This is a genomic window from Clostridium nigeriense (assembly GCF_050585245.1).
Classification (GTDB): domain Bacteria; phylum Bacillota; class Clostridia; order Clostridiales; family Clostridiaceae; genus Clostridium; species Clostridium nigeriense_A.
Map to the genome: position 1 here is coordinate 36,655 of NZ_JBNOOF010000002.1, position 19,477 is coordinate 56,131.

At 28.1% G+C, this 19,477-nt stretch carries 18 protein-coding genes and 1 riboswitch; all 18 genes read left to right on the forward strand.

Annotation, left to right across the window (positions count from 1 at the left end; translation table 11 throughout):
- Nucleotides 1–36 precede the first annotated feature (36 nt).
- The 18 genes from malQ to ACQPUY_RS03650 all read left to right on the forward strand — a co-directional run bounded on the left by malQ (nucleotide 37) and on the right by ACQPUY_RS03650 (nucleotide 19,275).
- Complete coding sequence (gene malQ, locus ACQPUY_RS03565; RefSeq protein ID WP_430839555.1) at nucleotides 37–1,515, forward strand: 4-alpha-glucanotransferase; 1,479 nt, start codon at nucleotides 37–39, stop codon at nucleotides 1,513–1,515.
- A gap of 270 nt (nucleotides 1,516–1,785) precedes the next feature.
- Complete coding sequence (gene fic / locus ACQPUY_RS03570) at nucleotides 1,786–2,391, forward strand: protein adenylyltransferase Fic (protein ID WP_430839556.1); 606 nt, start codon at nucleotides 1,786–1,788, stop codon at nucleotides 2,389–2,391.
- 99 nt (nucleotides 2,392–2,490) lie between these two features.
- Nucleotides 2,491–2,778 carry a DUF503 domain-containing protein gene (locus ACQPUY_RS03575; RefSeq protein WP_430839557.1) on the forward strand — a complete coding sequence of 96 codons (288 nt, stop codon included), beginning with the start codon at nucleotides 2,491–2,493 and terminating at the stop codon, nucleotides 2,776–2,778.
- 80 nt (nucleotides 2,779–2,858) lie between these two features.
- Nucleotides 2,859–2,999, forward strand: a riboswitch (SAM riboswitch).
- Between the two features lie 90 nt (nucleotides 3,000–3,089).
- On the forward strand, nucleotides 3,090–4,118 hold the full coding sequence (locus ACQPUY_RS03580) for a methionine ABC transporter ATP-binding protein (protein WP_430839558.1): 1,029 nt from the start codon (nucleotides 3,090–3,092) through the stop codon (nucleotides 4,116–4,118).
- Nucleotides 4,118–4,753, forward strand: a complete 636-nt coding sequence (locus ACQPUY_RS03585; RefSeq protein ID WP_430839559.1) for a methionine ABC transporter permease — start codon at nucleotides 4,118–4,120, stop codon at nucleotides 4,751–4,753. The genes ACQPUY_RS03580 and ACQPUY_RS03585 overlap by 1 nt, the downstream gene beginning before the upstream one ends.
- Before the next feature lie 138 nt (nucleotides 4,754–4,891).
- Nucleotides 4,892–5,728, forward strand: coding sequence for a MetQ/NlpA family ABC transporter substrate-binding protein (locus tag ACQPUY_RS03590; protein WP_430839560.1), 837 nt, complete (start codon nucleotides 4,892–4,894; stop codon nucleotides 5,726–5,728).
- Between the two features lie 200 nt (nucleotides 5,729–5,928).
- Nucleotides 5,929–6,900 (forward strand): serine hydrolase, encoded by a 972-nt coding sequence (locus tag ACQPUY_RS03595; protein ID WP_430839561.1) that lies wholly within the window; start codon nucleotides 5,929–5,931, stop codon nucleotides 6,898–6,900.
- An 8-nt stretch (nucleotides 6,901–6,908) separates the two neighbouring features.
- Nucleotides 6,909–8,105: an alanyl-tRNA editing protein gene (locus ACQPUY_RS03600; protein ID WP_430839562.1), complete on the forward strand. Its 1,197-nt coding sequence runs from the start codon at nucleotides 6,909–6,911 to the stop codon at nucleotides 8,103–8,105.
- 187 nt (nucleotides 8,106–8,292) lie between these two features.
- Nucleotides 8,293–9,003, forward strand: a complete 711-nt coding sequence (locus ACQPUY_RS03605) for an N-acetylmuramoyl-L-alanine amidase (protein WP_430839563.1) — start codon at nucleotides 8,293–8,295, stop codon at nucleotides 9,001–9,003.
- A 132-nt stretch (nucleotides 9,004–9,135) separates the two neighbouring features.
- The gene (locus tag ACQPUY_RS03610; protein ID WP_430839564.1) at nucleotides 9,136–9,873 is read left to right on the forward strand and encodes a peptidase MA family metallohydrolase; all 738 of its coding nucleotides are present in this window, start codon (nucleotides 9,136–9,138) and stop codon (nucleotides 9,871–9,873) included.
- A 24-nt stretch (nucleotides 9,874–9,897) separates the two neighbouring features.
- Nucleotides 9,898–10,446, forward strand: a complete 549-nt coding sequence (locus ACQPUY_RS03615) for a hypothetical protein (protein WP_430839565.1) — start codon at nucleotides 9,898–9,900, stop codon at nucleotides 10,444–10,446.
- A 235-nt stretch (nucleotides 10,447–10,681) separates the two neighbouring features.
- Complete coding sequence (locus ACQPUY_RS03620; RefSeq protein WP_430839566.1) at nucleotides 10,682–13,093, forward strand: glycoside hydrolase family 3 C-terminal domain-containing protein; 2,412 nt, start codon at nucleotides 10,682–10,684, stop codon at nucleotides 13,091–13,093.
- Nucleotides 13,090–13,974: a LysR family transcriptional regulator gene (locus ACQPUY_RS03625; RefSeq protein WP_430839567.1), complete on the forward strand. Its 885-nt coding sequence runs from the start codon at nucleotides 13,090–13,092 to the stop codon at nucleotides 13,972–13,974. Before ACQPUY_RS03620 ends, ACQPUY_RS03625 begins: the two co-directional genes overlap by 4 nt.
- A 175-nt stretch (nucleotides 13,975–14,149) precedes the next feature.
- Complete coding sequence (locus ACQPUY_RS03630; RefSeq protein WP_430839568.1) at nucleotides 14,150–15,355, forward strand: sensor histidine kinase; 1,206 nt, start codon at nucleotides 14,150–14,152, stop codon at nucleotides 15,353–15,355.
- 1 nt (nucleotide 15,356) lies between these two features.
- Nucleotides 15,357–16,010 (forward strand): response regulator, encoded by a 654-nt coding sequence (locus tag ACQPUY_RS03635; protein WP_430839569.1) that lies wholly within the window; start codon nucleotides 15,357–15,359, stop codon nucleotides 16,008–16,010.
- 180 nt (nucleotides 16,011–16,190) lie between these two features.
- Entirely contained in the window at nucleotides 16,191–16,991 is an 801-nt protein-coding gene (locus ACQPUY_RS03640) for an SDR family NAD(P)-dependent oxidoreductase (RefSeq protein ID WP_430839570.1), read from the forward strand.
- A 48-nt stretch (nucleotides 16,992–17,039) separates the two neighbouring features.
- On the forward strand, nucleotides 17,040–17,459 hold the full coding sequence (locus tag ACQPUY_RS03645; protein ID WP_430839571.1) for a hypothetical protein: 420 nt from the start codon (nucleotides 17,040–17,042) through the stop codon (nucleotides 17,457–17,459).
- A 190-nt stretch (nucleotides 17,460–17,649) separates the two neighbouring features.
- Nucleotides 17,650–19,275: an Mbeg1-like protein gene (locus ACQPUY_RS03650; RefSeq protein WP_430839572.1), complete on the forward strand. Its 1,626-nt coding sequence runs from the start codon at nucleotides 17,650–17,652 to the stop codon at nucleotides 19,273–19,275.
- Nucleotides 19,276–19,477: the final 202 nt, after the last annotated feature.

Consider the following 19,477-nt stretch of genomic DNA (forward strand, 5'->3'; position numbering starts at 1 on the left):
AACATAAAATAGCTTTTTAGAAAAGGGGTAAAGTTTATGGAAAGAAGTAGTGGAATATTAATGCATATTTCATCATTACCTGGAAAGTATGGAATAGGCACCTTTGGGAAACACGCCTTTGCCTTTGTAGATTTCTTAAAGAAAAGTGGACAAAAATACTGGCAGATACTACCTCTAGGACAAACAGGATATGGGGATTCACCATATCAATGCTTTTCAGCATTTGCTGGTAATCCATATTTCATAGATTTCGAATTATTAGAAGAAGATGGATTAATAGAAAAAAAAGATTATGATAATTTAGATTATGGTTCCAAAGAGAACACTGTAGATTATTCAAAATTATTTATTAATAAAAATAAAGTTCTAAGAATTGCTTATAATAACTCAAAAGGAAAATATAAAAAGCAATTAAAAAAGTTTATAATTAAAAATTATTTTTGGCTTGAAGACTATGCTTTATATATGGCTGTGAAAAAGCATTTTAATTTAGTTAGCTGGCATAATTGGGATGATGATATAAGATTAAGAAAAAGTGAGGCCATAAAGCGTTATAGAAAATTACTTAAAGATGAGATTGATTATTGGATTTTTATTCAATACCTATTTTTTAAACAATGGGAAGAATTAAAAGAGTATGCTAATGAAAATGGCATAAGAATAATAGGGGATATACCAATATACGTAGCAGAAGATAGTGCAGATATTTGGAGTAATCCTAAGTATTTTAATGTTGATAAAGATATGAAACCAATAACTGTAGCAGGATGTCCTCCAGATACTTTTTCAGATACAGGACAATTATGGGGGAACCCTATTTATAATTGGAAGGCATTAGAAGAGGATGAATATAATTGGTGGATAGATAGAGTTAGAGAGAGTTTTAAGTTATATGACGTTGTTAGAATAGATCATTTCAGAGGATTTGAAGCTTATTGGGAAGTTCCTTATGGAGATAAAACTGCAGAAAATGGTGAATGGACAAAAGGCCCAGGAATAAAGCTTTTTAAAGCTATAAAAGAAAAACTTGGAGATGTGGAAATTATTGCTGAAGACTTAGGAGTGATGACAGATGAAGTAATAAAACTTAGAGATGAAACAGGATTTCCAGGTATGAAGATATTACAATTTGCTTTTGGTGGTGAAGATAGTGGCGATTTACCACATAATTATCCAGTAAATTGTGTTGCATATACAGGTACACATGATAATGATACTGTTTGTGGATGGTATAATAGTACTGGAAGCAAAGAAGAAATTGAAAAGGCAAAAAAATATCTAAATTTAACTTATGAAGAAGGAATAGCAAGAGGACTAATAAGAGGTGTATGGGGAAGTAAAGCTTACTTAGCAGTTACAACTATGCAAGATTTTTTAGGACTAGGAAATGAAGCAAGGATGAATTTTCCTTCTAAATTAGGAGGAAATTGGGTTTGGAGAGCTAGCGAAAAAGATATTAATGATAAATTAGCAAAAGAAATTTATTATTTAACTAAGTTATATAATAGATGTTAGTGAATGAATAATTAAGAATGCATAATTGATAATTAAGGTGAAAACTACTCTAGTAGTTTTGGAGTAAATTAAAATAAAAGGCTGCAGTAGCAGTCTTTTACTTTTTTTAGAAGAACCCCTTCTTTTAGATTCTTAAGTTACTTAAATCTTTAGATAATCGGTTAAAATATTGGTTACAATAGAGTATAATCTACATAAGCTATATTTAAATATAGCTTATGTAGATTATTATGAAAAACTATATAAATATGAAATAGGAGAGAAATAGAGATGGTTCTTAAAAATAAATTACAAATTACTAATTCTGTTGAGCTAGCAAGAATTGAAGAAAAAATAAGCAAGAAAAAAGCTATTGAATTATTTGAAACTGGATATCTAAATAGCCTAGAAGCAGGTAAATTCAGTTCATTATCTGAAATTCATAAGTATATATTTGGTGATATATATGATTTTGCTGGCGCAGTACGTAACGTAAATATTGCAAAAGGAAATTTCAGATTTGCTCCTGTTATGTATTTAGATGCTGCTTTAAATAACATTGATAAAATGCCACAATCAACATTTGAAGAAATTATTGAAAAGTATGTTGAAATGAATATCGCCCATCCATTTATAGAGGGAAATGGCCGTAGTATGAGAATATGGCTTGATTTAATGTTAAAGAAAGAATTGAATAAAGTAGTTGATTGGAGTCAGGTAGATAAAAATGATTATCTTCTTGCAATGGAACGTAGCCCAATAAAAGATATTGAAATAAAATATATTTTGAAAGAAGCACTAACTTGTAAAATAGATGATAGAGAAATATATATGAAGGGAATTGACACAAGTTATTATTATGAAGGATATACAGTCTATAAGACAGAAGAACTGTAAGGTTTAAACATTTATAGTGATATAGTTTCAATTATAACAAAATTTAAATTCAAAAGAATTGTTTAAAAATGCGAACATTTTTAAATAAAAGGTGATAATATGAAAGTATTAGTTATGACTCTAGATTTAAGAGCTGAGTGGGTACATTCTCTAAAAGAAAAAAGGATGGTAGTTAGGAGTATAACTCAAAGGTTAAAAAATAAATATAATATTTCAGTTAATGAAGTAGATAATCAAGATATTCATCAAATTATTACAATTGGCGTATCAGGAATATGTGCAACTAATGCACAAGTTGATTCTACAACTGAAAATATAATAAATTTTGTTGAATCAAATACTGACGCTGAATTAATTAACATATCAAAGGATGTTATAGTTTTTTAAAGTATTTAAAAATAATTATTGACAATTTTATGTAATAAATGTATATTAATATAAACAGAAAAATTAATAAAATTTTGAGTTTCTTATCAAGAGTGGTGGAGGGACTGGCCCTATGAAACCCAGCAACCTGCAATAGGTGTGATAGGCTTAATTAAATTAGGCTAAATTACTCTTATTAAGTTTGGTGCTAAATCCTGCAGCTTTTAGCTGAAAGATGAGAGAATAAATTAATAGGTGAATTTTATGCGCACTAGAGAATTTATTCTCCAGTGCGTTTTTTATTTTTTCAGAAGTTCTTAGGAGGGACGTTAATGATTGAAATTAAAAGCTTAAGTAAAAGATTTAATGATGTTGAAGTCATAAAAAATGTTTCTTTAAAAATAGAAGAAGGAAGTATTTATGGAATAATTGGACATAGTGGAGCTGGAAAGTCAACTTTATTAAGATGTATAAATGGACTTGAAACCTACGAAGAAGGTTCAATAAACGTAATGGGAAAAGAAGTTAAGGAATTAAGAGGATTAGAGCTTAGAGAATTCAGAAAAAAATTGGGAATGATATTTCAAGGCTTTAATTTATTAAATAGAAAAACAGTATTTGAAAATATAGCTTTACCATTAGAAGTTTGGGGTTATGAAGAAGAATATAAAGAATACAAAGAAAGCTTAAATGGAGAAAAGGCAATTAGCTATAGGAAATACAGAAAAAACAAGATAAATGAGAGAGTTACTAAGCTTTTAGATTTAGTTGGACTTTCAGAAAAAGCAGATGTGAAGCCATCAAGTTTAAGTGGTGGGCAAAAACAAAGAGTAGCAATTGCAAGAGCATTGGCCCTTGAACCTAAAATTTTACTTTGTGATGAAGCAACCTCTGCTTTAGATCCTAAGATAACAAAGGATATACTAGCACTACTATCAAAAATAAACAAAGAGTTAGGAATTACTATTGTAATAGTAACTCATCAAATGGAAGTAGTAAAAGAAGTATGTGAAAAAGTTGCATTAATAGAAGGGGGAGTATTAAAGGCAGAAGGAAAATCAGAAGAATTATTCCTAAGACCGGGAGTATCTCTTAAAAAATTTCTTGGAGAAGAAGATGAACTTCTTCCTATTAAAGGAGTTAATATTAAATTATACTTCCCAAGTACATCTTCAGAAAATGCACTTATAACAAAGATGTCAAGAGAGCTAGATATTGATTTTTCAATAGTTTGGGGTAAGCTTGAAAAATTTAGAGAAGAGATATTAGGAAACTTAGTAATAAATATTGAAGAAAAAGATAAGGACAAGGTTATAGCTTATCTTGAAGAAAAAGGAGTAGTATCGGAGGTGCTTAATTAATGTCAGAAATATTAATAGAAGGATTTAATAAAACAATAATAATGGTGTTTTTTTCAACACTATTTTCAGTAATATTAGGATTTATTCCAGCTATTGCATTAATAGTTACAGCTCCAAAGGGCTTAAAACCTAATAAAACAGTTTATCAAACTTTAGATACAATAATAAATATTTTAAGAGGTTTTCCATTCTTAATATTAATGGTAGCAATTATGCCATTTACAAAATTACTAATTGGAAAATCTATAGGTACAATAGCAGCGATAGTTCCATTAACTATAGCAGCAGCTCCATTTGTAGCAAGAATTATAGAATCAGCTTTAAAAGAAGTAGATCCAGGAGTAATAGAGGCAGCAAAATCCTTTGGAGCTTCAAATACACAAATAATTTTTAAAGTTATGCTTAAAGAAGCAGTTCCATCAATAATTTCGGGATTAACGCTAACTGTAATAAGTATAATTGGATATTCGGCTATGGCTGGGACAGTAGGTGCAGGTGGACTTGGTGACATAGCAGTAAGATACGGTTATCAAAGATATCAAACAGATGTAATGATAGTAACAGTAATAATTCTAATAATAATTGTACAAGTTCTACAATCATTAGGAAATTACTTATATAAAAAATTATCATAGTATTTTGCAAAGCAAAACTAAAATAAAAAATTTTTCATTAGTCACATTTAATTATAAAAAAAGAAACTCATAAGAGTTTCAACCAAAATTATGCATTGTTAATTATGCATTAACAATTAACTTAAGGGGGATTTAAATATGAAAAGAAAATCAATTTTATCAATTTTATTAACAGGTGCTTTAGCAATAAGTTTAGTGGGGTGTGGAACAGCAAAATCAGATGATAGTACAGGAGCAGCAAAGGAAGATAAAACAATAACAATAGGAGTTAGTCCAGTTCCTCATAAAGAAATAGTAGAGCAAATTGTACCAGATCTTGAGGCGAAAGGATATACAGTTGAAATAGTAGAATTTACTGATTATGTAACACCTAATACAGCTTTAGAAGAAGGGGAATTAGATGCAAACTACTTCCAAACTATAGCATATTTAGACGAAACTAATGAAGGGAAGGGATTACATTTAACTTATACAAAGGGAGTTCACTTAGAACCTTTAGCAGTTTATTCAAGTAAAATTAAAGATATAAAAGACTTAGCTGATGGAGCAACAATAGCAGTTTCAAATGATCCATCTAATGAAGCAAGAGCTTTAAGAGTTTTAGAGAGTGCAGGAATTATAACATTAAAGGATGGAGAATTAGTTACTCCAAAGGATATAACAGAAAATCCAAAGAACTTAAAATTTGAAGAGTTAGAAGCAGCACAAATTCCAAGAGTTTTAGAAGAAGTTGATTTAGCAGTTATACCTGGTAATTATGCTCTTGAAGCAGGATTAAGTCCAGCTAAAGATGCTGTATTTGTAGAAGATTCAACTTCAGAGGCTTCAAAGAAATATTATAATGTAATAGCAGTAAAAGAAGGAACTGAAGATAGTCAAAAAATAAAAGACTTAACAGAGGCATTAACATCAGAAACAGTTAAAAAGTATATACAAGAAAAATATTCTGATGGGTCAGTAGTTCCAGTATTCTAAATTAATTAAAATCTTATAAAAAAATCCTTTATAAACAAGATGAAATAGCTTTAATTGTATAAACAGTTAGGTATTTCATCTTTTTAATTTTAATAAATATTTTTAAAAATTATATATCTATTAAGAAGCTATAAGTTGTGATATTTGCCATAGTCCTATGATATAATGTAATAATTATTAAATTTATGAAGGTGAATAAAATGAAAAAAATATATATATTATTTATTTTATCTTTATTATCAATATTTTTAGTAGGCTGCAAAAGTAAGGAAGTAGTAAGTATATATGAAAATGGATCAGATGAAGAAATAATTGAGATTCAAGAGGATAAAGATGAAAATACTGAAGAGGAAGAGGATGAAGAAGCAATAGATTTAGTAGAAGCTATATCTAAAAATGTAGATGAAATATTAGGTGAATATAAGAATAATGTATCTATTTATTTTAAAAATTTAAATACAAATGAAGAATATATTTTAAATGGAGATACATATTATGTAGCTGCAAGTACCACAAAGGTTCCATTATGTATGATGATATTAGATGATGTCAATAATGGAAGTAAAACAATGAATGATTTGCTTTATTTTACTGAAGCTGATAGAGAAGGGGGAAGTGGAAGTCTATATTACTTAGATGAAGTTCCGAACTTAACTATAGGAGAAGCTATTTATCTATCTATTGTAGATTCAGATAATATTGCAAAGAATATGCTAAGCAGAGTGGCTAGTTCAAATGTTACTGATTATATGAGAGATGTTACTGATGATTATAATATTCCATATGGCAATTATACAACAGCAAATCAATTTGGAGAACTTTTAAGAATTTTATACGAAAATCCAGATAATAATCCTTATTATAGTACTCTTATAGATTATATGACTGAGACTAATTACCATGATAGATTAGATAAATATTTAGATTATGGAATAGTTGCACATAAGATTGGAAATTATTATAGATATTATCATGATGTAGGAATAATATATGGAGCAGATCCTTATATATTAGTAGTTTTAACTAAGGATATTGGAGACTTAAGTGATGAATCCTTTGAGGATGGTGGAGAAGATGAAAGGTTCGTGCTAGATTGGGGCGATGAAGCTTGTGAGATTATAGCACAAATATCTAAGGAAATATATACTTTAGTAGATGAGAGTAAAAAGTAGGTGAAAATATGGATAAATTATTTTATAAAAATCAATATCTAAAAGAATTTGAAGCAAAAGTAATAGAAGTAAAAGAGTTTGAAAATAAATATCATATAGTATTAGATATGACTGCATTCTTCCCTGGGGGAGGAGGACAGCAGTGTGATTTAGGAGATATATCTGGCAGAGAAGTTTTAGATGTTTATGAAAAAGACAAGAAAATATATCACGTTGTTAATGAAAGAATTAAAGATGATTCAATTGTTAAATGTAAAATAGACTGGGATAGAAGAGAAGATGGAATGCATCAACATTTAGGTCAACATATATTATCGGGATGTTTCTTTAAATTATTTAATGCTAATACAGTGGGTATTCATTTAGGAAAAGAAATAAGTACAGTAGATATTATAGGGCAATTAGATGAAGAGAAAATGAGAAAAGCAGAAGCTTTAGCTAATGAAGTAATTAAAAAAGGCTTAGAAGTAAATTTCTTAGTTCCAAGCGAAGAAGAATTAAAAACTATGAATTTAAGAAGAGATTTGCCAAATACTGAAGATGATATAAGAGTAGTTGAAATAGAAGATTTAGATATTAATGCCTGTTGTGGAGTACATCCTAGTAAAACTTCTGATTTAAGAATGATTAAAATTAAAAGGTTTGAGAAAAATAAAGGAAATACTAGGATAGAATTTTTAGCAGGACAAAGAGCAGTTAATGATTCACTAAATAAAGATAAAGTAATAAGAGATATATGTAATTATTTAAGTAGCAATGAAGATGAAGCTTTAAATGGAATAAGAAATTTGAGGGCTTCGTTAGAGGAAATAAAGATTGAAAAAAAGAAGTTGGAAGAAGAACTATTAGAATACGAAGTAAATTCATTATTAGCAGAAAATGAGGGTAGTAATAAAAGTAGAATTATAAATAAAATATTTATAGATAAATCTGTAGAATATGTTACAAAGCTTGCTAATAAATTAAGTGAAAAAGATAATGTTATTTGTTTATTTGCAATAAAAAATAAAGATAAAGCTAATATAATTCTTTCCTCATCTAAAAATATTGAAAATATAAATATGGGACAGGTTTTTAAAGAATTTGCTAATATTATAAATGGAAAAGGTGGAGGAAGTAAGACTTTAGCTCAGGGGATTGGAGAATTAGGTAAAATAGAAGAATTTCTAAATAGTATATATGATGTGTGCTATAGCATAATTTAAAATTTAGTTGCCATTTAGATAGGATCTTAATTAGTTATAATTCTGAAGAATGAGGAATTATTACATTCAGTGTTGAAATATATATAATAAATATAAATTTTGGAACCAACTATTGGAATTTGAAATATAATGAAATATAAAGTAATAAAAATTTATATAGTAATTATATAAATTGGGAGGGAAAAAGTTGGCAAAATGGGTATTAGATGCAGGTCATGGTGGCAGTGACTCTGGGGCAGTTGGTAAAAATGGTAGGCGAGAAGCTGATATTGCATTGCAAGCTGTCTACGAAGCCAAAAGGTTACTAGAGAGAAATGGTGAAATAGTGTTACTTACAAGGGCATCTGATATTTACTTAGATGTAAAGGATAGAGTAGATATTGCTAATAGTTGGGATGCAGATTATTTTGTTAGCTTCCATATGAACTCCTTTGTAGATAATTCTGTTAGTGGAACTGAAATTGTTATATTTGAAAAGGGAAATAAATCAGAAGAATTAGCAAGGTTTTTAAAAGATGAGTTACTTGCTAATTTAAAATCTAAGGATAGGGGAATAAAGGAAGCAAGTTACACTATTTTAAGACAAACTAAAATGGCAGCAGTAATAATAGAAGCTGATTTTATATCTAATGAAGAAGTAGAGAATAACTTTGATAGTATAAAGTATGGATACATGGTAGCTAATGCTTGTTTAGCGATGGTTAATAAAATCCTAATTGATACTCCAGTTAAAAAACCTAAAACACCTAAAAGAGAAGGTTGGAGGATTTGTATAGGATATTATAAAGATTATGAAGAAGCAGAAGAGGAAGTACTTAGATTGCAAAATGAAGGATTTAAAGATGCATATGTAGTTCCTTATCCTGAAGATAATGAAAGAGTTAAAAAATTAATATAAAATCAAAAAATAGAAGAGTAATTAACACTCTTCTATTTTTTGATTTTATATTTTAATAATTATATATGAATATTGTAATCAATATCTTTAAATGGTAAAATATTGATGAATTTAACTTGGGGAGGAATTTATATGAGATACAAGGGGTTTTTTCTTATTATATTAATGTCTATTTTTTTATTTAGTTGTGCTGAAAAATCTAATATTATAAAATTAAGAAAGGAAAGTGAGCATTTTAAGTATAACTCTACTAAAGATGATGAAGAGGCTTTAGATGATATAGAAAAAATTTTAGAAGATAATTATGAGAGAGTAGCTAAGGATTTAAATGTAAACTTAGAAGAAAAGATAAATGTAACTATTTATCCGAATATTTCTGAGTTCCATAAATCTATTGGAATGATAGACGCAGAAGATTGGTTGGTAGGCGTTGCTAAAGATGGTGAAATACATATGGTATCACCATTAAATCCTGGAAGTGTTCATAATTATGAAAGTTTAATGAAAGTTATTGTTCACGAATATACACATATATTAGTAGGGAATATAACTAAAGTTACAGATACTTATTTAAATGAAGGAATTTCAGTAGTTGAAGCTAATCAGATAGATAATAATATTAAGTACTACTTAAAGGAAACTGCTAAATTGAATAAACTTCCTTCAATAGATGAGATGAAAAATAACTATAGTAGCTTAGAGCAACCTTATGCTTTATCAGGAGGGTTTGTTGATTTTATTATTAATGAGTATGGTTATGATAAAATGATTGATTTAATTAAAAATTCAGATGATATAGAAAAAATTATAGATTCTACAAAAGAAGAAATAATAGTAAAATGGAGTGAATATATACTTAATAATTATTAATAGACATAAAAATGGAGGGATATGATGATAAGTAATTATTTATACTTATTTTCTATAGGAATAGCTTTCATAACAATAATATTTATAATCTATAATTGTATTTTAATAATGAAAAAAAAGAATGCTTCTAATATAGATAAAAGTATAATAAAAAAATATAAAAATAATTTAGTAATTTTTATAATAGTATTAGTAGGATGTATTTCATTTGTTTTTTATTATTCAAAACCTGTAAGTATATATAAAACAGTAGGTATAGGTGAGAATATAAATTATGAAGACGTTAATGTATATGGAAATATTACTAGTTCAGATATTATTAAATTAGATGTAGAAAAAGGAAAGGAAGTATTTAATTTACTAGAAAATTATAATTATAAAAGAGTTTTTAACTTTAATGATATTACTGGAGCTGTAGAATTTATTTTATTTGAAAACACTGATGGAAAGCCAGGTATAATAGAGATTTGGAACACTGGATACATTAGAATACCAAATAATAATCTATATAAAATAGATTTAGATAATAAGGTACAGTTATATAGTGAGTTAACCAATATTTTAAAAGATTAAAAATAGAATATATATGTATAAATGTTGGAAATATAGAGGGTGCAAAATAATTATGTACCCTCTATTTTAGTAATCAATTTTTTATGAATTAAAAACATTTGCAAACGACTACTGTTTTGGTTAGAAAAATTATGGTATAATGTAAAATAATGTTGGATAATATTATTCATATTATAATTAGATAAAATAATTTATATAGTTCAAAGTCATACTTAATATAAAAGAGGAATAAGGAATGAAGTATAGAGAAATAATTGAGAAGATGACATTAGAAGAAAAAGCATCATTAATGTCGGGAAAGGACTATTGGAAGTCAAATGATATTGAGCGTCTTGGAATAAACAGCATGTTTTTAGCTGATGGATCTTATGGGATTAGAAAGCAAAAAAAAGCATCAGATAGAATTGGACTTAATACAGGTAACCCATCTACATGTTTTCCTACAGCAGCAACTATATCAAATAGTTGGAATGAAGATTTAGCTGAAAAAATTGGAGAATATTTAGGTACCGAAGCTGTTGATCAAAAAATAAATGTATTGTTAGGTCCAGCTATAAATATGAAAAGAAATCCTTTATGTGGAAGAAATTTTGAGTATTTTAGTGAAGATCCTTATCTTGCTGGTAAGTTAGCAGCTGGTTATATAAGAGGAATTCAATCTAATGGGATTGCTGCGTGTGTTAAGCATTTTGCTGTAAATAATCAAGAAGAAAGAAGAATGTCAATTGATACTATAGTAGATGAAAGAACACTTAGGGAAATATATTTAACTGCTTTTGAAATTGCAGTTAAAGAAGGAAAAACTAAGTCTATAATGTCATCCTATAATAAAGTTAATGGTACATATGCAAACGAAAACATACATTTAATGAAGGATATTCTTCGAGAAGAATGGGGCTTTAATGGATGTGTTATAACAGACTGGGGCGGAAGTAATGACCGTGTAAGTGGATTATTAGCTGGTAATGAATTAGAAATGCCATCAACAGGTGGTGAAACAAATGAAGAAATAGTACAAGCGATTAAAAGTGGAAGACTTGAAGAAAAAGTGCTAGATGAGTGTGTAGATAGATTATTAGATTTAATATTTACAACAGAAAAGGCACTAAATGAATCATATGTAAAAATTGATATTGAAAAGCATCATAGAATTTCCCAAAGAGTAGCAGAAGAATCAATAGTTCTTCTTAAAAATAAAGATAACATATTGCCTATTAAGCCAAATAAAAAAGTAGCAGTAATAGGAGAGTTTGCTAAAGAAGCAAGATATCAAGGAGCTGGATCATCTATAGTAAATCCAACTATATTGGACAATACATTGGATTGTTTTGAAGAATCGGGAATTGTTAGTATTGGATATGAACAAGGATTTGAGAGATATGGAAAAACAAATAAGAAATTGATCAGTAATGCTTGTGAACTTGCTAAGAAGGCTGATGTAATACTTTTATATATTGGATTAGATGAATATGTAGAAGCTGAGGGATTAGATAGAAATACTATGAGTATTCCTAAAAATCAAATAGAATTATTAGATGAATTATATAAGGTTAATAAGAATATTGTTGCTATTATATCTTGTGGATGTGCATTAGAAATGCCATGGATTAATAAGATAAAAGGATTACTTCATGGATATTTAGCAGGACAAGCTGGTGCAAGATCTATACTTAGAGTTTTGTCTGGAGATGTTAACCCTTCTGGTAAATTGGCAGAGACATACCCAATTAAATATGAAGATACACCATCTTATAATAATTTTCCTGGGAAGGAAGTTAGTGTAGAGTATAGAGAGGGACCATATATTGGATATCGTTACTATGATACAGTAAATAAAGAAGTACTTTTCCCATTTGGTTATGGGTTAAGTTATACAACTTTCGAATATTCAGATATAGAGGTTAATAAAAATTCAGTAACATTTAAATTAAAAAACTCAGGAAATTTTGCAGGTATGGAAGTTGCACAATTATATGTAGGTTGTAAATCAGATAAAATTTTTAGACCTAAAAAAGAGTTAAAAGGATTTGCTAAAGTATTTATAAATGCTGGTGAAACAAAGACGATAAAAATATATTTTGATGATAAGACATTTAGATATTTTAATGTTAAGAGTAATAGATGGGAAATAGAATCAGCTGAATATGAAATAATGATAGGATCTTCAAGTGCAGATATAAGGTTAATTGATAGCATTTGGATAGAAGGTACTGATTCTGAATTACCTTATGACAAAAGTAATTTACCTTCTTATTATAGTGGGAAGGTAACCAATGTTGGACTAGAAGAATTTGAAAAGCTTATGGGTAAAAAAGTTCCTATTAGCACTTGGGATAAAAAACAAGAGTTAGGATATAACGATACTATTTCTCAATGTAAATACGCAAAAAGCCTTATTGCAAGAATTTTATATTATTTAATGATTTTCATACATTGGATTTTAAAGAAGATAGGGAAAAGAGATAAGGCAAATATTATGGTTATGTCTATATTCAATATGCCATTTAGAGGAATATCTAGAATGACAGGGGGTATTATTAATATACCAATGTTAGATGGAATATTAATGATAGTGAATGGTAAGTTTTTTAAAGGAATAGCTAAACTTATAAAAGAAAAAAATAAAAGGGGTAAGAGAAATAAATGAATACAGAAGCATTAGAATATTTTATAAAGGTCTATGAGAAGAAAAGTGTTACTGCTGCAGCTAAAGATTTATTCATTACTCCTCAAGGATTAAGTAAAACTATAAAGCAATTAGAAACTGATTTAGAAACAGAATTATTTTATAGAGGTTCTCGTGGGGTAGAAGCAACAGAATATGGGGAGGTATTATATGCTAGAGCTAAGCATATATGTTACCTTGTGGAAGATTTGAAAAAAGAAATTAGTGTTATGAGTGGAAGCAAAGGTGTTTTAAATACTGTGGTTACCTATTCAGCATCATCATCTCTACCAATTAATTTGTTGTTTGGATTTCCTAAGGAGCATACTAATATACAAATGAAATTAAAGGAAGTTCCAGATGAATATCCAATAGAAAAATTATTTGAAGATGAAGAAGTTGATGTTGGACTAGTTATGGTTAATGAGAAATTTGATATATGTGATTATGAATTAATGCTAGAAGGAGAAGTTGTTATCGTTGTGTCAAAGGATCATCATTTAGCACAAAAAGATGAAATTTCAATAATGGAATTAGAAAATGAACCATTAGTATTAAAATCAGTAGAATCAGGTGAAGAGCACAGTTTTGTATCAAAATGTTTAGAGCAGGGATTTACACCACATGTAAAATATGAAATAGGAAATGTTGTAACTGCACATATGCTATGTAGATCTGATGGACTTGCTGCTGTTTCAGTAGACTATATAGAAAATTCTATTAAGGATGATAAGTTAAAAGTAATAAGATTGAAGGAAAAAATAAATCAAAATATCTACTTAGTTACTAAAAAAAGACCAGTCCAATCTAAAATTGTTTCATTATTTAAGAGTTATATAAATGAATATAATAAAAGAAAATAAACTGCTTTATATAGTAAGTTCTTTTAATAGATTTTTATCCTATTAAAAGAACTTACTCTTTTATTTCAATTTCTTTTTGCCCAAAAGTACAATTGTTATAACTATGAGTTTGATATAAGATAAGTAAGAGATAAATTATTATTTAATTAAATTGGCTAAATAAGGGGGAAAATATGTGGAAAATAAATTTAAATCAATATTTATACCATATTTTAAGGAGATATTTATGAACAAGTCGCCTATAATAATTGGGGTTATTCTAATTTATATGGCTACTTTGTTTGGAAAAAATTCAGATAATTTATCACGCAATGGAACTATAGGATTTACGATAGTAATGTTACTTCAGGTATTTGTATATTTGTTTTCGGATAAAATATTTAAACGTAAGTATTGGATTTATTTTATTATTCAGGCAATAATAACTTTCGATTATGCTGTTATATTATCTGAAGGATATGAAACTATAGTATTAGGAGTAGTCCCTCTTTTAGTTATTCAAAGTATGATAGTATATGATGATATTATTAAGGTTATTGCTACAGCAGTATTTTTCTATAGTATTTATGGTGTTACTATTATTGTTTATGGTGGATTTAAAGAATTAACACAATCTATTCCATTGCTTATAATAATAACTATAGCTATACAATCGTATTCAATGTTTTATATTAAACAAGTAAAATTGAGAATACAATCTCAGAAGGTCTTAAAAGAGTTAGAGTTAGCATATGAGAGAGTAGAAGAATTAACTTTAATTAATGAGAGACAGAGAATGGCTAGAGACTTGCACGATACACTTTCTCAAGGACTCGCAGGGGTAATTATGCAGTTAGAGGCAGTAAATGCAAATATAAAAAGGAATAATATAGTACGATCTCAGGAAATTGTGAAAATGTCTATGGAACATGCTAGAAAGACTCTAGCAGATTCAAGACTTGTTATAGATGATTTACGTATTCATACAAATTCAGTTATAAATTTTAACAAGACACTAGAAAATGAAATATCTGTTTTTAAGAGTGTATCGAATGCATATATAACTTCAGATATTAGAGTAGTATCTAATATATCTCCAAGAGTATTTAAAAATATTATATATATTATACGAGAGGCATTAAATAATATTGCAAAGCATGCAGAAGCAAAAAGTGTATATATTGAAATAATAGAAGTTAATAATCAAATTAACATAAGTGTTAGGGATGATGGTATAGGATTTGATGTTAAGCTCTTAGATAAGATGCTTGGCCATTATGGAATACTAGGAATGACAGAACGTGTAAAAGCGACAAATGGAAAAATGGTAATAAAAAGCAAAAGAAAATGCGGGACCAATATAAATATTATTATACCAATAGAGAAAGGAATAGATGAATAAAATGAATAGAAGAAAAATATTGGTAGTAGATGATCATTTAATAGTTAGAGAAGGGCTGAAACTAATTTTTGAAACTGAAGAAAATTATGAAGTTATAGGTGAGGCAGAAAATGGAGATGAAGCATTATTACTTATTGATAAGCTAAAGCCGGATATAGTGTTAATGGATTTGAGTATGCCAAAAAGAAGTGGACTGGAAGCAATAAAAACTTTAAAACAACAAAACAACCCCGTACCAATTATTATTTTAACAACTTTTAATGATAATAATTTAATTAGAGAAGGACTTTTCTTGGGGGCAAAAGGTTATTTACTTAAGGATAGTACTCGTGAAGAGCTTATTAGAACAATAGAGGCTGCAATAAGAGGAGAAATGCTTCTTCAACCAGAAATCACAAGAAGTATTTTTAGTGATAATCGTGAACAGAAGCAAATAAACAGTTCACTTAATACATCAATTACAGAAAGAGAATTGTTTGTTTTGCAAGCTATTGCAAGAGGCTGTACAAGTAAGGAGATAGCTATTGATATGGGAATATCTGAAAGGACTGTTAAAGCACATTTAACCAATATATATACTAAACTTAAAGTTGATTCTAGATCTGAGGCTGTTGCAGTGGCTATAGAAAAGGGTATAATTCATATTATTAAATAAGAGACTAGTTAAGAACATAAAAAAGTAAGGCTACAATAGCCCTACTTTTTTATTTGCCCATAAGTACAAGTGTTATTTGCCCTAAGGTACAATTGAGGAGAAAGTGTGAAGATTATATACTAAAAATATACTGAATCGAGAATTAATGAAACAAAAAAAGGGCATTGGAGGAGAAAGAACATGGAGGTTATAAATAAAAATATAGTTGTAACTGGTGGTGGCAATGGAATGGGGAGAGAATTAACTATTGAATTATTATCAAAGGGAGCAAGAGTTATTGCAGTGGATATAAACCAGATTGGATTAGAAGAAACATTCATATTATCAGGAGAAAACAAAAAATTATTAACTAGAGTTGTAAATATTACAGATAAAGAAACAGTATTTAAATTTTCTGAAGAGATTATTTCTACTCTTGGTCACATAGATGGTGTTATTAATAATGCTGGAATTATTCAACCATTTAAAGAAATAAAAGATTTAGAATTTGAACAAATTGATAAAGTAATGGATGTTAATTTTTACGGAACAATCTATATGACAAAGGCTTTCTTGAGTCATCTACTGACTAGGCCAGAAGGTCATATTATAAATATTGCTAGTATGGGCGGGTTCTTGCCAGTTCCTGGGCAGAGTTTATATGGTGCTTCAAAGGCTGCAGTGAAGCTTATGACAGAGGGATTATATTCAGAATTGTTAGGTACTAACATTCATGTGTCAATTGTTTTCCCAGGAGCTATAGCAACAGATATAATGAAAAATTCACAGGTTTCTAATAGAACTGTATCAGGTGAGGAGAAGAATTCTAAAATGCTAACTTCTCCATCTACTGCAGCTGAATTGATTATTAAAGGTATGGAAAAGAATAAGTATAGAATATTTATTGGTAAGGATTCTAAAGCTATGAACTTTATGTATAGTATTAATCCAGGTTTTGCAACTCGATTAATAAATCGTATTATGGGGTTAAGAGAGCATTAATTGGTATTAAGAAACTTAATATTAAAATTGTATGAGAGATTTGTTAAGTTGAAAAAAGTAATGATTTTATTTGATATTTTATATATTGGAGTTATTGGACTTAACAGTTATATTTTGTTAATTCATAAAAATCAGAATGAAGAAAAACTTATATATGTTATATGTGCTGCTGCTTTTTCATATGTTTTGACATTGATTATATTACTAATAAAGTTAAGAAAAAAGAAAAAACTTAGAGAAACACTTTACTTAACAAGAAAAATATTTAAAGTAATTTATACGATACTGTATCTTACTATAATAATGATTCATTTAATACGATTAAGTTCACTTGAAGAAGTATCAAATGGGCAGATGATAGTTATTATCTATAATATAGTTATGTTCATTATAATTTTACTAATAAATATAATATCTTTTTGGTGGAGAAAAGTATTAAATATGATTTTAAAGGTAAGAGAGAAATAGAAAATAACTTGGGGTATTATTATATCTTGCTATTTTAGGATACATTAATACCTATGTTAAATTTGACTATGAACTATTGTTTGAAACAGGTAAATAATATGAAAATGATGCAACTCTTATAAATTAATGAGTGTATAAGTATAGGAAATTAGTAGGATAACTGATAAAGAAGAAGGAGAATAAAGGAAGTATGAATAATATCTTGTCCTATATAAAATGGCGAGGAGATTTAAGTTTTAAAGAAAGAGAATTTAATGAAGTAGATAATCTTATATTTTCGATATTAGCTTATATTGATTTTTCAGGAATAATACCGACTATAGATGATGGAGGAGTTATTAAATTAAAGGAAGCTTACAATATAATTTTTGAAAAATATAAGAGAACAGAATGTTTGAAGGTACAGGGAATGTTTGAATTGCCTTCATCTTTTTTAGAGGAAATGGCGAATAGTAGAAGATTTAGTGATATAAAACTTTTTAATTATAAAGATATATATGATAAAGATTTGCAAATTCAATTTGCAGCATTGCATATAGAATTAGATGATGAAACAGTTTATGTAGCTTTTCGAGGAACAGATCAAACAATTCTTGGATGGCGTGAAGATTTTGCAATGACTTTTCAGATTGTGGAATCTCAGAAGGAAGCTAAAAGATATCTAGAAGAAACTATGGTTATAGGGAATAAAAATTACCGGCTTGGAGGTCACTCAAAGGGAGGGAATCTTGCTGTTTATGGTGCTATGATGTGTGAAGATAATCTTAAAAATCAGATTATTGAAGTTTACGATAATGATGGTCCTGGCATCTGCAAAGAGATACTAGAAGTAGAAAAATATGAGGCAATCAGAAATAAAATTATTTCAATAATTCCACATTTTAGTGTCATTGGGCTTCTATTTAAGCATGATAAGGAACACAGAATTGTTAAGAGTAGTGCCAATGGTATAATGCAACATGACGCTATGTCATGGGAAGTAGAAGCTGACCATTTATTGATAATGGAGCATTTAGCACCAGAATGTAAAGTACTTAATGGAATTTTTGATACTTGGATTAAAGATGTAAGTATGGAAGAACGTGAAGTTTTTACAAAAAACTTTTTTGATGCATTAGAAGCTGGTGGAGCAAAGCAGATAAATGAGGTAGCTAATAGTGGAATAAACGGATTTGAATCTGTTTTAACAGCTATGGTAAGTTCAGAAAAAGATACAAAGATAGTAGTACTTAAACTTATAAAATCTGTTATAAAAAGTTTTAGCTGGAATAATCTCAATAAGATATGGAAAACAAAAGGTATTATAAGAGGTATTGGTATTGTAATTTTAGGATTATTTTTTATAAAAGTACCAGAAAATGCATTACAAATCATTGGTACAGTAATTGTTGTAGTTGTGATAGCTTTTGCTATAAAAAGGCTAGTTTATCGAATTACACAGAAATTGAATTCTAAGAGTATAAATCAGTATATTGTAATCTTTTATATTACACTTATTACCTTCTCAATATTATCTGTGATACAAGAAAAGATTATTATCTTTTTTATGAATTTTACTTTAGGAGTGATATTTTCTACTAATGGAATATTAAAACTTAAAAGTACTATGAAATGTTTAAATAAAAATCAAAAACTTTGTATGATGCCACTAGGTTATCCACTCTTATCAATTATGCTTGGTATTGTTGCATTGGTTACACCAAGTCATATTATGAAGCAATATATTTTTTCTATAGGATCTTTTATGATTATTGAGGGGATACGAGAAGTAATGATTGACTTATCTAGAAATACTACTATTATATCTATTCTATAAGAAACATCAGATAAATTTACCCAAAAGTACAGTATGTTTTGCACTAAGGTACAATTGTTGCAATTATATATTTGCTGTAAGCTAAATGTATAAGAAATTTACTTAGATATAAAAAGATATTAATAAGAGACTAATATTATATAAGGAGGAAAGATATGAAAGTTAGAGATAAAATTGTAATAGCAGTAGGGGCAGTAATTGC